Source organism: Clostridium sp. (assembly GCF_036781005.1).
Lineage (GTDB): Bacteria > Bacillota > Clostridia > Clostridiales > Clostridiaceae > Clostridium_B.
The window spans coordinates 1-23,989 of sequence record NZ_DAIQBT010000012.1 but is presented as its reverse complement, the minus strand read 5'-3'; the positions used below and the strand labels follow the sequence as shown (position 1 = coordinate 23,989).

Genomic DNA, 23,989 nt, shown 5'->3' with positions numbered 1-23,989 from the left:
ATATAACTCTAGAATACTACCCTCATTCATCAGTTTATTTACTTACAATATATGATAGATTAGAATTTTTTATTTGTCAATGAAATTTTAAGATGTTATCTCCCACTTTAAAGAAAAGGCTAGTATTACCAATGGTATCCCTTCGGATAAATTTACAAACACATTGACTTTTAAAATGATAATGATTACAATTATTATGTACGTGTCTAAAAAATTCAAAATGAGGAGTAAAAAATGTTTAAAAATATTTTTAAACCCCAGGTAAAAAATAAAAGTATTACACAGTTTAAGTACAGTATAGATGATAATAATCATTATGTATATTTATCAGACCTTGAGTGTGGTAAATATGCAAAAATTATAAAATTTGAAAATAATCCCATTTTAATAGATAAACTTAATGCTATGGGAATATTTTCGGGAACTATTATTCTTAAAAAAAGTGCTCTTCCCTCAAAGGGATCAATTATAATTGAAAAAGGTGCTATGCAATTTGCCTTAGGGTATAATATTGCAGAAAAAATTCTTGTGGAACATTTATAGTTGAATTTTTACCTATTGAAATTGAATATAAGTTCTTTACAATACATAGTTTATCAACATGAGGAGGTTTTGAAGTTTTCATGAAAAAAGTAGTACTTGCCGGAAACCCTAATGTAGGTAAAAGCCTTATTTTTTCCCGTATCACAAGAATTGGAATTGTTACGGCAAATTATGGTGGAACTACGGTTGCCATGCAATCAGGTCATTTTAAATATAAAAATAATGAATATGAAATACTGGATGGTCCAGGTATTTATTTGTTAGGAGAATCTTCCACAACAGATCAAATTGCATTAAATTTAATCGACACTGCAGATATAATTATTAATGTAATTGATGCTACAAATTTAGAACGTAATCTCAAACTAACTTTACAGCTTTTAAGAAAAAATAAACCTATGGTAATATGCCTGAACTTCTGGGAAGAAACTATACATAAAGGCATCACCATTAATACCAGGGAATTTGAAAATTTACTTGGTATTCCTGTAATTCCTGTGAGTGCTCTTCAAAATGAAGGTATTTCAGAATTGCTGGCCTCGCTAGAGAACGCCAGAACAAATGACTTAGGAATTAAAGAGAATGCTGATTGGAATTATATTGGAAATATTATTAATAAAATACAAAAATTATCTCATCGTCATCATACATTTCTTGAAAGCATAAGTGATTTAACACTACATCCAATTTGGGGTATTGTAATTGCTTTTTTTGTGCTTGTATTTACACTAATATTGGTTGAATTTATAGGGGAGAACCTGATAAAATTGATATTTGAACCCTTTTATTTCCATGTGTACAATCCCTTGATTCAAAGTTTAGGTAATAGAATTCCTTATCTCACTATTAAAAATCTTTTAATTACAAATACTTCTGATCCACTTCAATCCTTTGGAATACTTACAAGTGGTATTTATATAGCATTAGTTGCAGTTTTTCCGTACTTCTTCTCTTTTTATTTTATTTTCGGTTTTTTAGAAGATTTTGGATATCTGCCAAGACTTGCTGTTGTACTGGATAAATTTTTTCACAAACTGGGTCTTCATGGATATTCATCCATACCCGTAATGCTCGGACTGGGCTGTAAAGTACCTGCATTTATGGCAACAAGAAGTCTTACCAACAAAAGAGAGAAAATTTTAACTATAACATTAATTTTTATGAGTGCACCCTGTCTTTCACAAAGTGCAATTATAGTTTCACTTGGAATGAATTATGGGGTAATGACTGTTTTATTTATTTACATCATATTAATTACTTTAACTTTAGTGATGAATTGGTTTATGAATTTGATATATAAAAAGGAGGAATCTTCAGAGTTTTTTACTGAATTTCCCGCCTGTAGAATACCTTCACTTAAACTTATGGCAAGTAAACTTAAAATCAGAATTGTAGATTATTTTGCAGAAGTTATTCCAATGATTGGAGTAGGTATTTTAACTATGAATATATTAGATACACTACATATTTTAAGTTTTATTACTGAAATAATACAAAAACCCATAAATATTTTACTCGGCCTTCCATCGGGAATTGCACCAATTATGCTTTTAAACTTTCTTAGAAAAGATGCATCAGTAGCCTTGCTTGTGCCCTTAAATCTTAGTGCACATCAATTTATAATTGCCTGTATATTTTTAACTCTTTCAACTCCCTGCATTGCATCTTTCTTTACAATGTTTAAAGAACTTGGTAATAAAACTGCTTTAAAATTAATATGTTTGATGTTTATCACTGCTTTTGTGTCATCTTCAATTATTCATTTTATATACCAGTTGATTTAAACAATTTAATTTGAAATGTTGCATAATTAATTTGAGAAAATTCTCAATATAAAGGGGTGTTATTGTGATATATTTTATTAAATTTATAACTAACTTGATTCTTCCTCCAGGCTGCTTTATCGTTATTCTGGTGATTTCAGCCCTGATTCAATATAAATCTCAAAAGAAAATTCCAAAATTAACAATATCAATAGCATTTCTTATTTATATTGTTTCAATTCCCTTTACCGCAAATTGGGCAATTCACTCACTAGAATATACTTTTATTCCTCCTCAGAAACTAGATGGGGATGTAATTATCATGCTGGGTGGGGGTGCTACACTGGATTCCCCGGACTTTAGCGGCACTGGAGGTCTTTCTAGTTCTGCATCCAGTCGTTTACTAACCACACTGCGTATATATAATAAAACAAAACTGCCTATAATTCTATCCGGTGGTAAAGTTTATGAAACAACTGGTATAGAATCTGAAATCGCCAGAAGGCAGTTACTGGATTTAAATGTTTCCAAAAACGATATAATAATAGAAAATAACAGCCAGACTACAACAGAAAATGCAGAATTTGTCTCCAAAATTCTAAATAAATACCACTTTTCAAAACCTATAATAGTAACATCAGCTTTTCATATGAAACGTTCAATAATAAATTTTTCAAATGCAGGTATAAAAGAAATTATCCCCTACCCTACTGACTATTTTACCAATACTCATGTAATTATAGACTTTAAGTCATTTATTCCTTCCTATGATAGTTTTAGTACTATTGGAATCGCTCTACATGAATACCTTGGGATATTTAAATTGAACTATATAAACTTACTACTTAATCTTCCCTTTTATAAATAGTTTTTCCTACATTGTCAATATGTCTTTTAAGTTCCTCATTTGAAACATCATTATAATTTACCACATCAAAAAAATAAGGCAGCGGATACTCTTCATTTAAGTCATCACTGAGTCTGCAAACTACCTTTCTATTTACATATTTACCCTTTAATGCTATGTCAACATCAGAGCCTTTTTTATAATTACCCATAGCCCTGCTGCCGAAAATAATCACTTCCTCTATTTCGGAATATTTTTTAACAGCCTTAAGTATATATTTTAAATCTCGCTCCAATAATCCAAACATTTTAAAGCTCCTTAATCAACTTTTTATAAAGTTTTTTTAGTTCAGGAAAATAAATCCTCACTATATCCTTAACCATTTTTTCTGCCAGTCTATCATCATAAGTATGTACAGTCAAATTTCTATCTGAAAGAGCATCTATCCAAATGTGCCCGTCATCAATTAACCCCATTTGATAAGCTTGTTTGATTGTTTCCCTAGGACTTTTTGTATATAACTCCTGTGATTCCAGATAATCCTTCATCAATTTCCAGGATAGTTCAAAGGAAATCTCAAAAAACTGTATAATACCAGCACGCTCTAATTCTGTTTCAAGAGGTTCATTAATATATTTACTTAATAATTTATATGATCGCTGGAAATTCACAAATCTTTGTCTCCATCTTACGTCTTTGAATTGATTCATTTAAAAGACCTCCTCTCTATTAACGGTTAACACATTTTATAACTCTTCATAGTCAAATAGTATATATGATTTATTCACAAGTTCCAAATTCTCTTCTTTTAACTTACTTTCCCATGGAGTTTTTACAAAATTCTGAATTAAATTTATAAACACTTCTTTATTTGAAAATAAATCTTTATAACTTTTATCATGAATGTTATTTATATCTTTTTTTATATTCATCCTGCCCTCTTTGAAACCCATTTAATTTTTATAATTCAATTATAACTTTTCGGGGGACTATTATCAATGATATCATGATTATAAACAGCTATCATCCATACACATTTCTATAATGTGAATTTATTACAATCACATAATTATGTCCTTTATTTTGAACAACAGCTGATGTAGGAACTATAACTCCTTCATTTGTATTAAGATCTATTAAAGCATGTGCTGAAAGACCTGCCTTAATATCTCCAGAATTGTGTATACTTAATGATATTTGTAGTCATGATTCTGTTGAATTTTCATCTCCTTTTGGCAATTATTTTGGTGTTTTAGTTGCTTCACATTAGAATAAATATGTAAGTCGTCCTATGAAAGAATTTCTTCGGATTTTCAGCAGGATTTGCTATAATTGATTTTTAGTAAATTATTAATACGTTACACTGAAATTTTGAAGAAAATGAAAAATTGAGCTTAAAAACTTTAATTTTTTTAACATAAGGTATTGACATAAAGTTAACTTTATACTCTATGCTAAAATTATTAAGAGAGAAAATTACTTAGTAATAATAAAAAAATTTGTTCAGAGTAGTATAATTCATTACATTTTGTACTTTGAACGAAGCGAAAGGAGTGATTATAATAATGAAAAAACGAACTATCTTGTTACTTTTACTTGTGGTACTTTCTCTCACTGCTTGTAGTAGTAGAAAAAATACCGAGACGAATACATCTTCTGATGTGGTTGGGACATCTAATGGTTCAGCTCGAATCTCAGCAGGTTCACACAAAATTCTGGTTGTGTATTTCTCCCGTGTTGGCAATACTGATCTTCCTAAGAAGGTGGATACAGTTTCTTCTGCTAGTCTGAATATTACGAAGGACGGTGTTCAGGGCAATACCGAGATTGTTGCAAAAACGATCCAAAAGGATGTAGTAGGTAGCGATTTGTTCTTTATTCAGAGAACAGATAAATTAAAGTCTGATAAGTTAATTTCTGATCATAGTGTGATTGATCGTGAGGGTAAGGAGGAACATGATGCCAATGCCCGACCAAAGTTAGCAACACATGTGAGGAATATGGGTTCCTATGATGTGGTAATCCTTGTCTATCCTAATTGGTGGTACGATATGCCTATGGCTGTTTACAGTTTTCTTGATGAATATGATTTATCAGGAAAAACCATTGTACCATTCTGTACCAGCGGTGGCAGCGGCTTCTCAAATACCATTGAGACTATCAGCAAGCTGGAACCAAAAGCCACAATTTTAGAAGGACTTGCAATAAGTGAAGATCTTCCTAATAATACGGCGGATGATGTGAAAAACAGATTGTCTAAACTAGGATTTATTAAATAGTCGAATAAAAGGAGCAGGTGAAATGATGCCGAAAAAGATATTGCAAATTATTGTAGATTTATCAATGACCGTTATGCTGCCTGTACTCATGGCATATTCACTGGTTAGTGAAGTAGCCCATGAGTGGGTGGGAATTTCTATGTTTATCTTATTCATCATCCACAATATTTTAAATTACAGATGGCATCAAAATCTTTTGAAAGGGCGGTATTCTGGCATTCGAATCATAGGAACAGTTATCAATATTCTAATTTTTGTAATTATGATTTGCCTTATGGTTAGTGGAATCATGATATCCCGGTATGTGTTCATGTTCCTTCATATAAGTAGTGGTATATCTTTTGCAAGAACAATTCATTTGCTTGCTTCCTATTGGGGATTTGCTCTGATGTCAATACATTTGGGTCTTCATTGGGGTATGCTGATGGGCATTGCAAAAAAGATTACGGGTATAAAGGAGACTTCCCGCATTCGTACTGTTTTTCTGCGTATAATAGCTATTTTGCTTGCCGCTTATGGAATATATGCATTTTTGCAGCGGAAGAATGGTTCTTATATGCTGCTTAAAACTCAGTTTGTATTCTTTGATTTTGATGAACCTCTGAGTTTGTTTTTCGCCGATCAGCTGGCAATCATGGGGCTGTTTGTCTGCGTTGGTCATTATGTTTCAAAATTGCTTCAATTTATAAAAAATATTATAGATAAAGGTAGTGCTTCAAATATATAATTTATGGATTTATTTTTTAGAATAGTGGAGAAGATGATGGTGTTTGACGGAGAGAAGGTCATTGTGACTTTGTTGGATGGTACTAAGATTGAAGTTGAATAGGAAATCTGAAGCCGGTTTGGATAGTGCGAAGCTACCTTGTCACCGATTTTTTCTTTTTTTAAAAAAGTATTGACCTGAAGTAGACTTAAGGGTTTATAATTTACCCATCAGAGAGGATTGAAATTCCAAGAGTACATAAACAACTTCATTGTCTCCACTATAATTTCGTTATTTTTTATTCACAATTTACTCATATACTACGATAGATTCTGCAAAAAACTTTTTCTGAGTTTTTTAATAGCCAAATACACTAAAATCCCTGCACCAACCCCAGCACTGTCAATGAAAACATCCTTAACCTGAGCACTCCTGCCCGGTACAAAAATTTGATGTATTTCATCACTTGAAGCATAAAGAATACAGATAAATAGTGTAAAAATTACACACCTGTATCCTTTTATACCATTTGTTTTTAAAGCATTTATAGTCAATATTCCTAGAATCAAATAGATAAAAAAATGGGCATTTTTCCTTATTATATGATTAAATTCTCCTGTATTAAATTTGGTATCAGGCTTAACTTTTTCAATTGCTTTTATATTAATATTTGTTACCTTTCCGCTTAACTGGCCAGACTGTACTGCGGGTTGGGATGAGAGCTTAAAAATAAGTCCCATCCAGATAACAATAAATATACATGATAAAATTTTATACATTTTATTTAACCTCATAATATTCTACTTTACTTTTTATTCTCTTCCATATCATCATCAAATCTTACAATATCATCTTCCTCCAGATAATCACCCATCTGTACCTCTATAATTTCTAGAGGTATTCTGCCCGGGTTTTCCAGTCTATGTTTTTGTCCGGGTTTTATAAAAATACTTTCTCCTGCAGGCACAAATTTCTCAATATCATCAATTGTTACCTTAGCCATACCTTTAACAATAATCCAGTGTTCACTGCGGTGGTAATGTAATTGATAACTTAGCTTTTTTCCCTGACCTACTTCTATTCTCTTAATCTTAAAAGAATTTTTATCTTCTTCCAGGACTTTATAATATCCCCAGAGTCTATAATCCTGGACATGATAATTGACTCTACTGTCATTTCTTTCTTTTAAAGTTTCCACAACTTTTTTTACTTTTTGTGATTGGTCTTTTTTACATATTAACAGGGCATCTCTATTGTCTACTACAATTAAATCATTTACCCCTATAGTTGACACTATCTTATCTTTTTCTGAGTATATGTAGTTATTCCTTGAATCAATTACTATATTATGAGAATCAACTATATTATCATCTTCATCTTTATCAGAAATATTACAGATAGCATCAAAACTTCCAAGATCACTCCAGCCGATATCCACAGGTACTACAACAACATTTTTACTTTTTTCCATAATACCATAATCCATTGAAATATCTTCATCTATTTTGCTAAAGGATTCTTCAATTTTATTACTGCTTTCAAAAGCATGGTAGATATTTTTAGCATACAATTTTACTTCATTTATAAAAAGTTCAGTATTAAACATAAATATACCGCTATTCCAAAAGTATCCATCATTAACATATGTAACTGCAACTTCATGCCCCGGTTTTTCCTTGAATTCTTTAACTTTATAAGCATTTAACTTTCCAGCACCAGGTGCTATATAACCATATCCAGTATTGGGGCCATCCGGCTTAATGCCAAAGGTTATAATTGAATCTTTGGTAAATATCTCTGAATCTTTAATAATATCACAAAATTCCTTTTCTTTTAAAATCATATGGTCTGACGGAAAGACCACTACAGAATCTGTTCCCTTTTTAGTTATTTCATGGACACCTGCATAAATTGCCGGTAGAGTATTCTTAGCTTCAGGTTCAATAATAATATTAGATTCATCATACTCATAGCCTAATTCTTTAATTTCACCTACAACTAAAAATTTGTATTTTTTATTAGTAACTATATATATATCATTTAAACATGATAATAATAAACTTCTTTTAAATGTTTGTTGAAATAATGAAGGTTTATCATCCTGCAGTTTTATAAATTGTTTGGGATAGCTACCCCTACTTAAGGGCCATAGTCTGGTGCCATTTCCTCCTGCCAGTATAATTACTTTCATTTGCTTATCTCCATTTCCTATAAATTTATGATATTAATAAAATAATTTTATTTTTATATTCAATATAAACTATACCTGTCTTACGTAAATTAGAAATCAAACTCACTCTCTTTCAGTGAAGGCCACAATTTATCCTTAAATGTATAAAACATTTAGAGGACACAATTGTATAAAAAACCGCCTTAAAATCCTATAAAATATAATTGCAATCAATATCGATAGGAAGGCAGTTAACAAGTATGTTTAATACTCAAGAATATATTATCATAGAACTGGAAAAAAGACTAGAATCTATGATTTTTTTAACAGCACCTAGATTAAAGATTTTAGTAGCAATGATAATAGGCATTATAGGCTCAGGCTTGCCTTCAATCTTGTATGTATCACAAAAATACGGTGACACAGCAAAATTTGGGCACAAAGATAATGTATTTCTTTCTTCAGTGTATATACACTTGGATGAATACAATAAAAATCAAGCTATGTAAAATACAGAGGTATGAAAAATTTCAAATACCTCTGCATACAATAATTTTGTGGAAAATCCAAAACTCTATTTAACTTTTAATATTAAAACTACATATAATCCTCCAAATATTTTTTCAACTTATAAAGTGCTCTTTTCTTCCTGTATACCACCCTGCTGTAGGTTATATTTTTTTCTTTTGCATATTCTTTTAAACTTTTATTTTCTATATAACACCAAAATATTATTTTTTTCTCTTCCCCTGAAAGTTTTTTTACAGCACTCCTCAACTGGGTTTTCCACTGATTTTCCAGGAAATTTTCTTCAATATTTTCCCGAGATGCTATAATCTCTATGAGTTCATTTCCCTCTGCATTACGACTATAAATACTACAGCACCTTACTTTCTTTGTACTGCTTCTTATTTTATAATAGAAATTTTTTAAAACTGCTTTACTTGCATAAGAAGGAAAGGGATACTCTGAACTTAAATCATAACTATCAATAGCTTTCATAAGCACTATTCTGCCTTCTTGCATCATATCTTCCATGGTGTACCCATTTATATAAAAGCTTCTGCATATATTTGCAATCATTCCATTAAACCTTATACATATTTCCTTTATTGAAGAAATATCCCCATTTTGTGCTTTTTCAAGCAGCGAGTTTAATTCAAATATTTTCTGCGAATTATAGTTTTCATATTTTTGGATTTTGGGATGCCTGTCTATTAAAGCCTCCTTTTCCAAATTACATATCATAACTATTCTCCTTAAATAACATCAAAATTTTACTTTACTTCAAGCTCTGTAGTTGAACTTTCTTCCATATTAGCTGAATCTATAGATTTAAAATCTCCACTTTTTGAAGTAAATATATTTTTTGCAATAATTGTTTCCATGGCAGTCTTTACTTCCTGTCCTGTTAAAGTTTCTTTCACATTTGAAACTCTTACAGAAACTTTTTTCCCTTCCTCTGTTAAAAAAGTCATAGTCAATACTCTTGTCATATTTTTCACACCCTTTTTTCAATTTATAATTCACAGTTCACAATTTATAATTCTCGATGAACAATTACATTGTGAATTTTTAATTGTGAACTGTAAATTGACTAAGCGTTTGTTACAACACTTTCATCTTTTCTTACAATTTCCTCTATGGTCTTTCCAAGAAGAATTTCTATTTTTTCAACTGCATCATAAATATCCTGGGATGATGCGGTTATTTTTATATTTGAAAAAGTCTGTTTTTTGATTATATCTTTTCCTTTATCATCTAATCCATCCTTATAACTTAATACTATAGAAGTTTCCATTAAAGTTGCATTAGCAGCCATATAAATTCATCTCCTTTCAAACAGTATATATGCACTTTTTGAAAAAATTGCATTCCAAATATGTAAACAAAATATAAACTTATATTTTAGTTTTAAATAGGCCAAAAATTCAGCCCCCTGAACCTACGTCCAGAGGGCAATAAACAAATTTTTATGTATTTTTTCTTTCTTGAAAAACTAGCTTTATCACTTTTACCATTTTTGAGAACGTATAAGTTCTGAAGAACTTGGACATATTGCTCCTGAAGTTAAAAGTTTGGAATTTTTTATTTCAGTTTGTTTTGCCACCTCCTATCATGCCTTCCAATATATCCACTTCTGAAGAATCCACATTTGAAAATAAAGCTGCCTTTAATTCTGCCTTTTCAGCCTGGGACAACTGCCCGTATGCTGCCTTGACACTGCTTTCTTCGGAATATGGATTGTAAGAGGAATCCTTCATATTTCCTGCCACAGATATCATCTTAGATATTACTGCTTTTTGTGCACTAGTACTTACAGATGATGAAGCTGAATTTAGTCCACTGATTACATTATCAAGTGATTTTTGTTTTTCAGAGGAAACCAAACTAGATTCACTGGTATTATTTTTAACTTCATCATTTTTCCCCGTATTATTTTCATCTGATTTAGAAACACCACTTCCACTATTGTTTTTAGTATAGGAACCTGACTCCTTTACATCAGAAGAATTTTTTATAAGATTTCTTATAGAACTTAACTTTCCCTTTAACATATCTTCAATCTTAAATTCCTTTTTCTCCATGGTAACAAAAAGCTTTCCATCCTTTACAGCCACGGCTTTAACCTGTGGGAGAAATTCCTTAATGTTAACTATTATGGAGTCTCCTTCAATATCCACCTCATCTTTAACCTTTGAACTTAACTTTTTCAGAATATATGATTTTGGCAGAGTAATCTTCCCTGCTTTAAAATACTCCGGTGTATATTTCAGTTTGCCATTATTTAAAGACATACTTCCCCGGGAATTCATAAATATATTAAATTTACCGTAAGTTACAGGCACATAAAAGGCAAAAGTTTTACCTTGAATATCTCCTTCTACTGATTTTACAACCAGATTCCCTTTTCTATACTCTTTAAAATAAAGGGCTATTATTTGATTTATTTCATTTTTGGTAAGTTCTACTGTGCTTCCTTCACTTTGTGCCTTAACTACCTTACTAAAAAGTTGCGCTGAAAATTTATATTCAGGAGAACTGTAATCAGATTTCCAAAAAATAAGCCTTGCAAAAATTACCGATGCAAAAGCCAAAAGAATTATTACACATAAAAATATTCCTTTTTTACTTTTAATAAAATTTTTCATATTTCTTCTCCTACAAATTTTAAAGTAAACTTCATATAACAATTTATTTTCTAATATATTATAACACATCTTCAATTATTTTAAATTTATAAATTATTTAGATAAAAGTCATATAAACAAATTAAAGTTTATCCCAAAGTCAGTACATTTGGGATAAACCTTTGAATTTTCAACTTTACTTTTTTGTTTTCACAAATTTAACATTTTTGCCGCCATTTATCTTCACCAACTTATAAATCACAGACCAGTCATCTAATGAGGTATCTTCTTCAGGATGTACATTAGTTGGAAAAGCAAAATTACATATTTTGGCTCTATAAGGACTCACCGTAAAATCATTTAATGTAAATTTTTCTGATTTAACAGCCCTTCTTTTTGCATCCAGCACAGTTATTGGTATTTTATCAATAGTAATTGGTTTATCTGTGGCATTTCTCATCACTGCTGTAACTAATATATTCCCATTTTTTTGAAGACCTACACTGAAAGTAGATATGGAAAATTCCCCTTCTGTCATCTCTGGAAGTTCCTCTAAAAATTTATCAAAAACAAGCTTGTCCTTTACATCTATATCCTCTGGAAGCCCTTCATATCTTGGACTTACCTTTGAAGTTATATTAAATTCGCCATCCAAAGCAACCTGCCAGTCATCCTGGTTTATTTTATCTACCTTAACATTTTTCTTATCAAAATAAAGTTTCAATGGTCTTGCTGAATGTGGTGGAAGTGTTCCAAGAGATGACAAATTAAACTTCTGAGATGCCAGAACATCACCTTTTGAATTTGTGATTACAAGAGGTATTTTATTTAAATTTAAATTGTATGAAAGTCCATTTCTTATATATACTTTAACTTCAAGTTTATCCTCCACATCATAAAAATATATACCTGATATATTAAGTTGTCCCTCCTCTATAGGGGGCAGTTCTTTTATTTCATCTTCAAAAATTTCTTTTTGTACATCGGAAACTACATTTTCTTCTTCATCTAAAAGAGAGAGAACTGTGGAAACATATTCTACACCAGCATTTTCCTTATCATGTTCTGTTTTCTTTACCATTATTAAACCTCCAAATTTCTCATAATAACTCGTTTAACTTCTAACTCTCTTAATTTATCTTAATTAAATATATCATAAGGATTTTCTAAAATCAAATGCAATTTTCACAGTAACTTCTTTACTTAAAAATTCATATTTATAATATGCCCTCTCTCTAATATTACATTACAATAGCAGCTGTAACAATTTCACAAAATAATTATATCAAATTATAAAGTTCCTGTCTGAATAATATGGTATAATAACCTAAAAACACATAGGGAGGGAAAAATTTTGAAAAGTTTTTTTAATAAATGCTGCAGTTTAGTTCTAACTTCTCTATTTATCTTAAGTTATACATCATTTCAAAATTCTCATGAAGCACTGGCGGCAAACAGTAATAAATATTCCATAACAGATTTGAATTTATCTGCTGACAATATATATGCCTTTGAAAATAACGGCCTTGCAAAATTCAAAAAAGATGGTGTTTACGGTATTTTAGATACAAATGGAACAGTAATATTAACCCCACAATTCACTTCCATATCTTCCTTCAAAAATGGATACGCCAAAGTTTCCAAGGGTTCAAAAGTAGGTGTTATAAATTCAAAAGGAGAGATTATAGCACAACCCCAATTCAAAGATATAGGAGATTTTTCCAAGGAAGGAGTAGCTGCCGTAAATACAGGTTCTAACTGGGGTATAATAAACCGTTTTGGGAATATGGTTATAGAACCTAAATTTGATACAGCATATAATTTTGAAGACGGATTTATGATGATAAAAAAAGATAACAAATTTGGATTTTTAGACAGCAGGGGAAATATAATCTCAGATTGTATATATGATAATGCCTATAACTTTCAGGAAAATTATGCTGCAGTAAAAAAGGGTACTTCCTGGGGACTTATAAATGATAAGGGAACCTTTATACCTTTTAATTTTGAGGAAATAAGATCTCCTTCTCAAGGAATGGTACCTATAAAACAAAATAATAAATGGGGGCTTTCAGATATAAATGGAACTATAATTTTAAAACCTGATTACAAATATATATCCATATTAAATAAAAATCTTATTAAAGTCTCCAGCGGCGGCAAGTATGGAATTATAGACAAAGAAGGCAATACAATTTTAAGTATGGATTATGACTCTATTATACCTAATGAAGATGGTATATCCTTAATATATAAAAATAAAAAGTATGGAGTTATAGACTCTTCAGGTAAAATAATAGTACAACCCAAATTCGATTGGATAGATAATTATAAGGAGGGAAAAGCCATTACAAAGTTAGGCAGTACCTATGGATTTATAGATGCAAAAGGCAAATCAACCTCTAAATCACAATTCAATAGAATTTATGCTTTCAGTGAAGGACTAGCCAGAGTACAAAAAGACAATAAATTTGGATTTATAAATGATAGTGGGGATATAGTCATTGAACCTATATTCAACAGTGCTTATGATTTTAATGAAGGTTATGCAGCTGTGGAAAAAAATACGGGTTCTTCAAATATTGAAGATTCAGATGACACAAGTTTTATAAAAAAACATTTAAAATGGGGATATATAGACAGGCAAAATTCTACTTTTATTTCCTATGATTTTAACAGTGTTTCTTCTTTTAACAATGGATATGCACTTATTATAAAAGAAGGTAGATGTAGTCTCGTAAAAAATTCCCATATAAAATTCATACCAGGCAGCACTATAACCGATCCTTTTAAAATATGGAAAATAAAATTCAGTAAATCTCTTAAAGATAAAATCACCAAAGACCCTGATGATGAAGTATTAAATAATATGGACATGACTATGACAGATAATATTAAAGTCACTGACAGCAGTGGAAAATACAAAAATGTCTCTTTTACTTTTGAAAGTCCGGATACCATAGTAATAAATCCCCCTTATAATGGTTATGAGGCTGATGAAACCTATACCATCACGGTACTGAGCAACGGAAAATACACCTTTAGAGATACAGATGGAAACACCTTAAAACCTTCTGTTATAAAGATTCATTTTTCAATTACCAACTAGAAAACACATTATAAATTCACAGTTTACAATACACAATTAAAAAGAAACAAAAACGACAATAGTGAAACATATACCTTCCCTATTGTCGTTTTTATTGGTTCTAATATTTCTATAGTTTTCACAATCCCGTCTAAAAAATCTTTTTTAAATCAATAACCAGATCTTCAAAAATACTAACCTTTATTTCATCTGTATTATTATAAATTTGTGGTTTACCGTACTTCCCATCTTCACTAACTTTATAAACTAAAACATTTTCATCTTTGGGATCCACAATCCAATATTCTCTGACTCCATATTCTCCATATAAATTAAGCTTTTTTACATAATCCAAAAAAGTTGAAGATGGCGAAACTATTTCAATTATGAAATCTGGAGCTCCTTTAGCTCCTCTATAATCCAACTTATCTTCATCACATACAACTGTAATATCTGGCTGAACCACATTCTTTATTTTTTCATCCTCCTCTTCATCACACAACCTAACATCAAAAGGTGCCGCATATACTTTACAAGTTTTATCTAATAAATATGTCTTTATATAAAAAAATAAATTTCCTGATATCTCTTGATGTATTCTTGAAGGAGCTGGACTCATTGCATAAACTTCACCATCTATTATTTCCCACTTATTATCTTCTTTCCAACTTAAATAATCTTTATAGGTATATTTTTCTTTTTTAATAGGAATGGTCACAAATATCACTCCTTTTATTATTATATTTTAATTTTAACATATTGTTTATAAATTAAACATGAAAAAAGAAAAATCTATAAATAGATTTTTCCAAACTACAAGGGCAGAAAATTGTCCTTAATTGTGAACTATATATTATACATTGTAGCTCTTCAATTACTTTACAGTTATATCCAATACTTTTTTATTACCTCTTACTGCTATTACATTAACTGGCATCTTCTCATATTTTTCTTTCAGATTTTTGCCATACTCCTGTGCCAGTTCCTTTACTTTTTGGTCACTGACTCCTTCTTTAATTACCATAGTAACTATAACCTTATTATTTTGCGTATATATCCTTCCATTTAATATAATATCTTCTCTCTTAAGCTTTTTAGTGTTACTTTCATCTTCAGTTATGCCAAGCTTTTTATCTGTCTTAGCTGCTTCAATTTTAACAGGATCCCTTGATTCTACCAACTTTTTATGATAAAAATATCCTGTTATACCTGCAATAATTACTAAAATAACTATGATAATTCCTAATATTCTGGCTTTACTTTTAAGTAGTTTATCTTTTAGTAATTTAAGCTTGTCTTTCATAAATCCACCACCCTTTAGATCAATTCACCATTTTCAATTCACAGTTCACAATTAGGAGAATATTTTTCTGTGAAAAATCTACAATCAATTGTGCTTTGTCAATTAAACAAGTAAATCTATTCTATCATACTTATTATAATTTAAGAGTTACCTGAGATGGTTATTCATAAAAAGTTAAAAATCCAAGAAAATTTTTCGCAGCAGAACTGGAAAAACATACAGCACCATTAAAGTAACGCTTAATGATGCTGTATGTTAGACTTTCAAGTATTCTCTATATCAAACTCCACATGAATCTAATCATTTGATGAAGTTGCTGGAAGATCCTTAGTCAGAGCATATTCAAATTGATCTGATAGTATCATATAATTATCCACTGCATTTTTTAAATTCACATTTTCACTTTCAAGGGCAAGGGCATAAGAATCCAATTCTACCTGAGTTAAAACTCCTGCATTAACCTTAGCCTGTGCAATATCATAATTCATTTTCGCATTATCTACTTTTATCTGCTGAGTATTCACTGTATCCTCACTATTTTTAAGGGTGTAATACTGATTCCATAACTCAACTCTTTTACCTAATTGAGTGGTGTAAATAGAATTTTGGGCATCTTGTATATTAAGGCCTGCACTTACTTCACCGGTAGCATCATTATAGGAATATTTTTTATATATAGCTTCTTGTATTTTAAGCGTTTCAATATTGTTGGTTATCTTTTGAAGGTCATAGCAATTGTTAACCGCCTGATCAATTCTTGACTGTATATTACTGTCATCAAATTTTGCAAATTCCCTTCCTATCTCTTGCAAGGTTACATCCATATTTAAATCAACATTTATAGCTTGTTTTATATTTAGTTCATACTGCTGCAGTTGAGCCTTTGGAGTATTAAGTGAAGTTATAAAATTGCTTTTTTGTACTTCAAGATTCTCAAGAGCATCACTTGTTAATTGTCCCTGTTTTATTTTAGCATTTGTTTGTTCAATTTGTTTATCCATATTTTCTATCTGGGAATTTATAACAGCTATTTGACGTTGGCAGCTTACTGCATTTAAATATTGTCCTTCTAAGGAAAATTTTATATTTTGCAATGTTTCTTTTCTTTCATTTTCAGCATCTTTTATATTTTGCTGATCTTGCCTTGGTACAACATCCATTAAAACTTTTATAGATGCGTACTGCCCTGCAGGATAGTTTGATTTGTTCTTATCAGCATATGAAAGTGCATTTTGGTGATCTCTGTCAAACTGTCTCTGATAAAGCAGTATTTTCTGATCTATCATTTGTATTTCCTTATTATTTGTTTCTATAAGTTTCAATAAATTGTCCAAAGTAAAATTACTATAATCACTAATATCCTGAGATACTGTAGACTCTGTAGTACCAGACGAGGATACCTCATCTTTTGCAAAACAGCTGGTGCCCATACTAATAGCCATAGCAAGTCCAATTACTATACTTAAATTTTTTTTCACCGCTTCTACCTCCTTCTGACTTCTAATATGTAATTTTAGATGTATCACTTCCCATACCGCAGGCAATATTTAATTGAAACTGCGCTATCCATATATCTCTCTGAAGTGATTTTAAATCATTTTGAGCAGCTCTAAGACCTATCTTTTGTGAGTCAAAGTCTATTCTACTCATTACCCCTGCATTATATTTTGCAAGCGCAATATTGTAATTTGTCTCAGTAAGTTTGAGTGTATCTTTTTTTGAATCCAAAGCTTTACACTTAACCTGTAAATTATTATAAAGTTCATTTATATTATTTGCTATATACAATTTGTCCAATTCCAGAGTGTCCTTGGCTTTATCTAAATTATACTGTCCAATTTTATTACTAGTCTCATATTTAGATGGGTATATTCCTTTTATGATATTATACTCAAACTCCTTTAACTTTATATTTTCCTGACCTATTACAATTTCTCCTCTATTTTCAAGTGCATCATTTAAATAATCATCATAACTTCTTATATAAGGTGTTTCAGCAACTTTATCCTTAAGAAGAGTATCATATTTTACATATACATCTATATCAAATATCTGGTTTAATTTCATAATCTGAATATCATACCCTCTTTGTGCTTTGTTAAGCTGAGCCTTTGCATCATAATAAGCTGCCTCCGCCTGTTTTACATCTGCCTCTGTGACAACTCCCAGATTTAATTTTAATTTTGCACTATTATAAAGCTGTTCAGAATGATCAAATTTTTGCTGCTGCAGCTCCAATACATCTTTAGTATTCATAATAGCCTCATATTGAGTATATGCATCCAATTTAACTTTGTTTTCAACAATTTCTTTTTCCTTGGTATATTTATAAATAGAAAATTCAGCCTGACGGGGAGTAATAGCTATCTGCTGCCTGATAGTCAGTTTAGTATAACTATCCAAATCATCATTGAACTGGTCTGAATAACTACTGGCGTTTTTAACAGCCTGATCATGGGAATTTTCAGCCTGTTTTATGGAAATATCCGCCTTTTTAACTTTATAGGTGTCACTGATATTGTTGCTTATAAAGCTGTCAATATCTAATGTATTTCCCTGTGCAAAAACCATAGTACTCGTACAAAAACTCAAAGCAACTGCAGCAGCAAGTATCTTAATCTTATTCATATTTTCCTCCTTCCATATATTAAAATATTTTCTTAACAAATATAATATTTCAATCATGAACTGATTTTACCACAATTATAGTTATATTTCCATAGTTAGGATTATAATTACCACTATGTAAAATTTTACAGAAGTGCTTTTTAATTATTACACATTAAAAAACGGCCATAATTTATCTATACAGTATTTTTTATATTTATGTTAGAATTTGAATATATATTATTTACAAAAGGAGATGTAAACTTAATGAAAAAATTAACAGGATTAACCCTATCAATAATTTTCATATTCTGTATATCAAACATTGCCTATGCCAAAACTACATATAAGGTAAAAAGATTTGCAGGCACTGACAGATACGAAACTTCTATAAAAATTTCAGACAACTTTCAACAGGGAACTCTGAACAATATAATACTTGCCAGCGGAGAAAATTTTCCAGACGCTTTAGGAGGAAGTGTTTTATCAAAAAAATACAACGCTCCTATACTCCTTATAAATAACAATTCAAGTGAAAATTCTGATGCTATAGAGTATATAAAAAATCATTTAAGTAAATCTGGAACTTTGTATGCTTTAGGCGGTACAGCCTCAATAAGTGATGAATTTTTAAATTATATGGAACAATCAGGATATAAAAATATTATACGACTTGGAGGGAAAAATAGATTTGATACCAATAAATCTATAATAAATTCCATGGAAGTGGAAAAAGGAACCCCTATAGTTATTGCAAATGGATGGGGATTTGCAGATGCCCTGAGTGTATCAAGTACAGCTTCTTCAAAAGGATATCCCATATTTATGACGGGAGATACTTGTCTGCCGGAGGAAACCAGAGATCTTATTTCAGATATTGCTCCTGACAATGTGTATATACTAGGTGGACAAGGTTCCGTAAAGGATGAAGTAATAAACCAGTTAAAATCTCTTGTTCCTTCCCTGGAAGATAAAAACATAATAAGAATAAGTGGTCAAACCAGATATGAAACTTCACTAAATATATGCAAATATTTTGATATAGATACAGACACAGCAGTACTTGCAAATGGTGAAAACTTTCCTGATGCATTATCCGGAAGTGCCCTAGCCTCTAAGTTAACTGCCCCTATTCTTCTTACAGACAGCAGTGATATATCCATCCAGAAGAACCTTATAGATGAAAAAAAATATAAAAATATAATACTACTAGGAGGTATAGGTGTTATAGATCTCCCTACAGAGTACTTACTAAAATCTCCATCAGATGTAGTAAAATCTGAAAAAAACTATGTAAACAATTTAAAAACTTACTGTGAATCGTATAACGATAAAAGCACCTATATATCAGAACAATTAGGTGAAAACTATATTACTATTAATGATACACTGGTAGATTTAAATTCTGCAGCTAGTGCTGATGAAATATCCCAGGAACTTGGAAATCTAACTGAATTATTTCAAGAAGACATTTCCTATTTATCTGATTACAAAAATGAACTGACTGTACTTAAAGACAAGGTTTCCAACCTCTCCGTACCAGAAGGTTTGGAATCTCTAAACAAGCAATATTTAGACAGCATAATTATTGAAATTGAAACTGCAGGCAAAGTATTGAATTATATGAATAACTGCAATGATATATTTACTGCTCTTAAAGATGCAGTGGATACTTCAGATTTAGATAAAATAAATGAAGAAGAGGATAAGCTTAAAAATCTAGCTGAGGAAATGGATACAATTTTAAATATAAAAGGTGGAAATGAAGGAATAAGCAATTTATATACCTATATTACTTCAGCTTTAGACAATTTACAGAAATAATTAATAAAAACCTTTTTCTTGAATTCAAGAAAAAGGTTTTTATAATTCACAGTTCGCAGTTTGATAGATTTTTTCCAAAAAATCCTACCAAATTGTGAACTGTGAATTAAAAATTGTAAATTAATCTCCGATTTACTAATCAGCAGTTATAGTTCTTCCATCCAGATCTTCATTGGATGGTGAATAAAGTGTATATCCTGAATCATCGTGTTTTTCACTTCTTACATTAATTTTAGAACTATCACTATTGGCATAAACAGAAATTTTATCCCCATCTTCAAAAGTTCCATTGTTGAATCTATAAATTACCTTTCTTCCATCTATGGTTACTCCAGTTGGATTCAATTCCTTTCCAGTATCGTTATTTTTAAATATAAAATCATCCATATAAGAAGTTTTTATATCATTATCAATATCCTGATTAAACACTATAGTTACAGTATTACCATTTGAACTTTTAGCAGACCATAAATCTGACCTAGTCATAGGTGGTATATATACCTTAGAAGAACCAGATCTTATATTACGTCCTGCCCAATCCACGGAGTTGGTATTTGTAATACTAACTGTAGTACTGCTTCCTGTATCTTTTATGTCGTCTATCTTCTCGTTATTTCTTATTCCTGCCTTAAATAAAAGCAGTACATCATTTCCACTGCAATAGCCGCTATCTGGGGCGTTTCCAGCTACTTTAAAATCATTTAAACTAAGTATATCAAGAGGAGAAGACAGTGAAACCTTCACTTCTATATCATTATCCTCAAAGGTCATTTTTGCAGTATCTGACACAATTTTAGGGCCATCACTGGAATCAATAGTAATTTCACCCATATAAGAACCAAGATCCAGTATATTTCCATTTACATCTTTTACATTTTTGACTCCCATTTGATAGACACTTGTACCACCGCTTCCAGTTCCTATTTTAAAACTAGATGGAAACTCTATAGTTACACTTTTATAATCCAGACTAGGAGTAATTATAGCACTGTTTGGAAGTGTTCTTATATCTCCATTTCCGTCTTTAAAGAGATAGTTTGAAGATGATTCTAGGGAGTTCTTGTCCATAACCTTGCTGAAAGACATAGCTACAGCATGAGAATTATCACTTCGCCTTAATATTTCATCAACACTCACTCCCTCAGTATCCGTACCTGTAAGTGTAACAGTATAAGGGTTCATAATATTTGGAATTGCATTTGTATCAATAATATCCTTTACTTTTAATTTATACTGGGAGCCATTTAATGTATCATCTTCAAATTTAATATTAAAGGTTCTTTTACTATTTCCATCTACAGTTACTGCATATATGTCGTCAATTTTATAAGTTATATCTGCTCCACTGGAATCAAGTACAGTATAATTTCCCTTGTCTGTGGCATAGCTTCTTGTTACATCCTTATTAAATTTAATTCTTATGGTTTCTTCATCAAAAATACTGGCAGAGGTAATAGTAGGTTTGTCAGTATCTCCTCCTACATAAAAATTCATATTGCTTTTATTTATATAGTTTCCAAAAGTATCTTCTATATCTCCACTTATGGTAAGTGTATTTTCTCCTGATTTAAGTGTGTTCTCTAATTTAGTAATTTTAACTATGGTGTCTCCGGAGTTTTTATCAAAAGTAACATAAGATGAATCTACATTTACTGTACTTCCATTTATCTTATAATTTGTAGGTTCTAAAGCTGTCTGTTGATCCATAGGTCTGTTATATTTTATATAGACAGTATCAGAATTTTCACTGGTTACACTTTCTATCTGGGGATTTCCCGACACATAGTTTACTGTAAAATTTTCCGTGGTACTGCTTAAAGGAAAGTTAGCTGCATTATCAAATTTATTTCCTACATCCCCATTTGGCACAGTAAATGTATTTGTACCTATTGGCAGGGGAGAATTAAAATAAAGTTCCACTCCATCTGCCCATTTTTCATTTAAAGATTGATTTCTAAACTCAGTATCAGAAGAATTGAATCCAAATGCAGTTATACTTTGCCTGTTTATCTTAAATGAAGATAAATTATCTTTTGTCATTCTTATAGGCTGTGAAAATTTAACTACAATTTTATTTCCTCCTACGGCAGTTACTGAATCAAGAGTGGGGGCTGATGTGGATGAAAAAGTGATTTTTTTATCATACTTAGCTATAGTGTTAACGGAATCTTTAGTATTTATAGCACTTTTTACTGTAAAAGTTACCTGCCTATTCTGCTGAAAAGGATTTGAAAATGTAATTAAAACTGTTCTATTATCCTCTTGAAGAGTAGCTGTTGATTGAGTTTCAGTAACAGAACCTAACTGACTGCCGCTAATTTCATAATTTGCAGCTCTCTCTGCAGAATCCTCATCTACGTCGGTGTTAAACACAACTTTTACCTGGTTAAGTCCATTGGAACTTACAGATGCCACAGTAGGACTTTCCACACCGCTTCCTGATGCCGCTGCATTTATATTGGAAATTGTATTTTCAGAAACAACCCCTTCTTCTCCTATAAGATTCAAGTCTGTAGTTTCTGTGACTTTGTTTCTTATGTAATTTAATGCATTTGAAGTCGAGGTGTCATCCTTTTCCCCAATAAGCACTAATGGAGAAAAATTAATTCCTGCTACTGAAGCTGCAATAAGTGCATCTGCATACCTATCTCCACTAGCTTCTGCAATGTAAAGTTTATTAGATTTTAGCTCACTGTCATATTGATTTAATACATTTACATTAGTAGCAAATCTGTCAGATCCTCCAGATATTCTAGATACTGCACCTAATTCATTGTAAATTTCACTATTTATTAAATTTTCTGTACTTAATACGGTAACCTTTGAACTATTACTCTTCACAAAATCTACTATGGGCTTTATGGCTTCATCATTATTTACACCAAGCAGAAGTATCTGCCCTTTTGCAGCGGCAATAGGTGCAGCCGAAAGAGAATCTGCAAAACCCTCTCCTGAAACCATCATTACACTGGCAGGATCCACGCCGAGTTTCACAAGCTGCTGGGCTACCTTAAGATTAGTTTCATATCTGTTTTTTCCACCTAATTCAACTAAATTGTAGCCATCCTTTTTAAGTTCATCTCTTATGCTCTGTGATATAGAGGCTGTCCCTCCTATCACATATATATTTTGTGGATTTAATTTGTCAAGAGCGGATTTGGCACTAGAATTAAGTGAACCTGACTCCGTTAAAAGTATAGGTGCATTTAATTTTTTAGAAATTGCAGTAGAACTAATTGCATCTGCATATCCTTCTCCTGATGCTAGGACCACGTCAGTGGAGGTAGTCCAATTCTTTTCTGCAACAACAGCTGCGGTTTCGTAACAATCTGATCCAGACAGTTTTGTAACAGCTCCCACTGCCGCTTCAACCTTGGTAAAAGGCAGTGAGGCTGAAAGAATCAGGGATACCACCGCTATACTACCTACAGCTTTTATGGTACTTCTATTCATATATTGTAACCTCCTATCTTTTTAGCAATATATGAATATTGTACCATACATACTAAATTTTATATAGATATATAGGTTTAATTATATATGCAAATTATGCCAAAAGCTTCTCCCTTTTAAATTTAATTCAAAAATTACCGGCGAATATATTTAATTCTTTAAGTCTCAACATCAAGCTCCCCTTGCAAAAGAATCTGTTGGAGCAAATCCAACGGATCGAGGAAAAAAATGGGAGCAAAAAGCATATCCTCGCAGACGGCAGAGGAGTACCGTTA

The 23,989-nt window shown here is 31.1% G+C and carries 23 protein-coding genes, 1 pseudogene and 1 other annotated feature (1 of these 25 cut by a window edge); of the genes and pseudogenes, 9 read left to right on the top strand and 15 right to left on the bottom strand.

Going from position 1 to position 23,989, the window contains the following annotated elements:
- Positions 1 to 39: a binding site (T-box leader), on the bottom strand; it reaches 213 nt to the left of the window's first position.
- 195 nt (positions 40 to 234) lie between these two features.
- The 3 genes from V7Q02_RS06775 (at position 235) to V7Q02_RS06765 (ending at position 3,174) form a co-directional block, all read left to right on the top strand.
- Positions 235 to 543 carry a FeoA family protein gene (locus V7Q02_RS06775; protein WP_333860243.1) on the top strand — a complete coding sequence of 103 codons (309 nt, stop codon included), beginning with the start codon at positions 235 to 237 and terminating at the stop codon, positions 541 to 543.
- 80 nt (positions 544 to 623) lie between these two features.
- Positions 624 to 2,327, top strand: coding sequence for a ferrous iron transporter B (locus V7Q02_RS06770; RefSeq protein WP_333860242.1), 1,704 nt, complete (start codon positions 624 to 626; stop codon positions 2,325 to 2,327).
- 64 nt (positions 2,328 to 2,391) lie between these two features.
- Positions 2,392 to 3,174, top strand: a complete 783-nt coding sequence (locus tag V7Q02_RS06765; protein ID WP_333860241.1) for a YdcF family protein — start codon at positions 2,392 to 2,394, stop codon at positions 3,172 to 3,174.
- Here V7Q02_RS06765 and V7Q02_RS06760 read toward each other — a convergent pair.
- The 3 genes from V7Q02_RS06760 to V7Q02_RS06750 are packed head-to-tail and all read right to left on the bottom strand — an operon-like array spanning position 3,152 to position 4,085.
- Positions 3,152 to 3,460 carry a nucleotidyltransferase domain-containing protein gene (locus tag V7Q02_RS06760; protein ID WP_333860240.1) on the bottom strand — a complete coding sequence of 103 codons (309 nt, stop codon included), beginning with the start codon at positions 3,458 to 3,460 and terminating at the stop codon, positions 3,152 to 3,154. The two genes, V7Q02_RS06765 and V7Q02_RS06760, sit on opposite strands and share 23 nt — an antisense overlap.
- Before the next feature lies 1 nt (position 3,461).
- The gene (locus V7Q02_RS06755) at positions 3,462 to 3,863 is read right to left on the bottom strand and encodes a nucleotidyltransferase substrate binding protein (RefSeq protein ID WP_333860239.1); all 402 of its coding nucleotides are present in this window, start codon (positions 3,861 to 3,863) and stop codon (positions 3,462 to 3,464) included.
- 36 nt (positions 3,864 to 3,899) lie between these two features.
- Entirely contained in the window at positions 3,900 to 4,085 is a 186-nt protein-coding gene (locus tag V7Q02_RS06750) for a hypothetical protein (protein ID WP_333860238.1), read from the bottom strand.
- A gap of 633 nt (positions 4,086 to 4,718) precedes the next feature.
- Between V7Q02_RS06750 and V7Q02_RS06745 the strand changes: the two genes are divergently transcribed.
- Positions 4,719 to 5,432 carry a flavodoxin gene (locus V7Q02_RS06745; RefSeq protein WP_333860237.1) on the top strand — a complete coding sequence of 238 codons (714 nt, stop codon included), beginning with the start codon at positions 4,719 to 4,721 and terminating at the stop codon, positions 5,430 to 5,432.
- 22 nt (positions 5,433 to 5,454) lie between these two features.
- Positions 5,455 to 6,159, top strand: a complete 705-nt coding sequence (locus tag V7Q02_RS06740; RefSeq protein WP_333860236.1) for a DUF4405 domain-containing protein — start codon at positions 5,455 to 5,457, stop codon at positions 6,157 to 6,159.
- Between the two features lie 299 nt (positions 6,160 to 6,458).
- Here the strand turns inward: V7Q02_RS06740 and V7Q02_RS06735 are convergent, their stop codons facing one another.
- On the bottom strand, positions 6,459 to 6,917 hold the full coding sequence (locus V7Q02_RS06735) for a VanZ family protein (protein ID WP_333860235.1): 459 nt from the start codon (positions 6,915 to 6,917) through the stop codon (positions 6,459 to 6,461).
- Positions 6,918 to 6,943: 26 nt separating this feature from the next.
- Entirely contained in the window at positions 6,944 to 8,329 is a 1,386-nt protein-coding gene (locus tag V7Q02_RS06730; protein ID WP_333860234.1) for a mannose-1-phosphate guanylyltransferase/mannose-6-phosphate isomerase, read from the bottom strand.
- Positions 8,330 to 8,568: 239 nt separating this feature from the next.
- Here V7Q02_RS06730 and V7Q02_RS06725 point away from each other — a divergent pair, with 239 nt between their 5' ends.
- A complete protein-coding gene (locus V7Q02_RS06725) occupies positions 8,569 to 8,817 on the top strand; it encodes a hypothetical protein (RefSeq protein WP_333860233.1) in 249 nt (82 codons plus the stop codon).
- Between the two features lie 88 nt (positions 8,818 to 8,905).
- On the opposite strand, the gene V7Q02_RS06720 is transcribed toward V7Q02_RS06725, so the two are convergent.
- The 5 genes from V7Q02_RS06720 to V7Q02_RS06700 all read right to left on the bottom strand — a co-directional run bounded on the left by V7Q02_RS06720 (position 8,906) and on the right by V7Q02_RS06700 (position 12,520).
- Entirely contained in the window at positions 8,906 to 9,556 is a 651-nt protein-coding gene (locus V7Q02_RS06720) for a sigma-70 family RNA polymerase sigma factor (protein WP_333860232.1), read from the bottom strand.
- A 29-nt stretch (positions 9,557 to 9,585) separates the two neighbouring features.
- On the bottom strand, positions 9,586 to 9,804 hold the full coding sequence (locus V7Q02_RS06715) for a DUF2922 domain-containing protein (protein ID WP_333860231.1): 219 nt from the start codon (positions 9,802 to 9,804) through the stop codon (positions 9,586 to 9,588).
- A 101-nt stretch (positions 9,805 to 9,905) separates the two neighbouring features.
- Complete coding sequence (locus V7Q02_RS06710) at positions 9,906 to 10,130, bottom strand: DUF1659 domain-containing protein (protein WP_333860230.1); 225 nt, start codon at positions 10,128 to 10,130, stop codon at positions 9,906 to 9,908.
- Positions 10,131 to 10,401: 271 nt separating this feature from the next.
- Positions 10,402 to 11,460, bottom strand: coding sequence for a DUF2140 domain-containing protein (locus tag V7Q02_RS06705; protein ID WP_333860229.1), 1,059 nt, complete (start codon positions 11,458 to 11,460; stop codon positions 10,402 to 10,404).
- A 175-nt stretch (positions 11,461 to 11,635) separates the two neighbouring features.
- Entirely contained in the window at positions 11,636 to 12,520 is an 885-nt protein-coding gene (locus V7Q02_RS06700) for an SLAP domain-containing protein (protein WP_333860228.1), read from the bottom strand.
- 273 nt (positions 12,521 to 12,793) lie between these two features.
- On the opposite strand from V7Q02_RS06700, the gene V7Q02_RS06695 reads away from it, so the two are divergent.
- Positions 12,794 to 14,548, top strand: coding sequence for a WG repeat-containing protein (locus V7Q02_RS06695; RefSeq protein ID WP_333860227.1), 1,755 nt, complete (start codon positions 12,794 to 12,796; stop codon positions 14,546 to 14,548).
- A gap of 130 nt (positions 14,549 to 14,678) precedes the next feature.
- Here V7Q02_RS06695 and V7Q02_RS06690 read toward each other — a convergent pair whose 3' ends face one another.
- The 4 genes from V7Q02_RS06690 to V7Q02_RS06675 all read right to left on the bottom strand — a co-directional run bounded on the left by V7Q02_RS06690 (position 14,679) and on the right by V7Q02_RS06675 (position 18,458).
- The gene (locus tag V7Q02_RS06690; RefSeq protein ID WP_333860226.1) at positions 14,679 to 15,245 is read right to left on the bottom strand and encodes a Uma2 family endonuclease; all 567 of its coding nucleotides are present in this window, start codon (positions 15,243 to 15,245) and stop codon (positions 14,679 to 14,681) included.
- A gap of 156 nt (positions 15,246 to 15,401) precedes the next feature.
- The gene (locus V7Q02_RS06685) at positions 15,402 to 15,830 is read right to left on the bottom strand and encodes a hypothetical protein (protein ID WP_333860225.1); all 429 of its coding nucleotides are present in this window, start codon (positions 15,828 to 15,830) and stop codon (positions 15,402 to 15,404) included.
- Positions 15,831 to 16,126: 296 nt separating this feature from the next.
- Positions 16,127 to 17,308: a TolC family protein gene (locus V7Q02_RS06680; RefSeq protein ID WP_333860224.1), complete on the bottom strand. Its 1,182-nt coding sequence runs from the start codon at positions 17,306 to 17,308 to the stop codon at positions 16,127 to 16,129.
- Positions 17,309 to 17,330: 22 nt separating this feature from the next.
- Entirely contained in the window at positions 17,331 to 18,458 is a 1,128-nt protein-coding gene (locus V7Q02_RS06675) for a TolC family protein (protein WP_333860223.1), read from the bottom strand.
- Positions 18,459 to 18,704: 246 nt separating this feature from the next.
- Here V7Q02_RS06675 and V7Q02_RS06670 point away from each other — a divergent pair, with 246 nt between their 5' ends.
- Positions 18,705 to 20,261, top strand: coding sequence for a cell wall-binding repeat-containing protein (locus V7Q02_RS06670; RefSeq protein WP_333860222.1), 1,557 nt, complete (start codon positions 18,705 to 18,707; stop codon positions 20,259 to 20,261).
- A gap of 135 nt (positions 20,262 to 20,396) precedes the next feature.
- Here the strand turns inward: V7Q02_RS06670 and V7Q02_RS06665 are convergent, their stop codons facing one another.
- The gene (locus V7Q02_RS06665; protein ID WP_333860221.1) at positions 20,397 to 23,714 is read right to left on the bottom strand and encodes a cell wall-binding repeat-containing protein; all 3,318 of its coding nucleotides are present in this window, start codon (positions 23,712 to 23,714) and stop codon (positions 20,397 to 20,399) included.
- 172 nt (positions 23,715 to 23,886) lie between these two features.
- Here V7Q02_RS06665 and V7Q02_RS06660 point away from each other — a divergent pair.
- Positions 23,887 to 23,989 (top strand): annotated as a pseudogene (locus tag V7Q02_RS06660) (IS5/IS1182 family transposase); the annotation flags it as partial.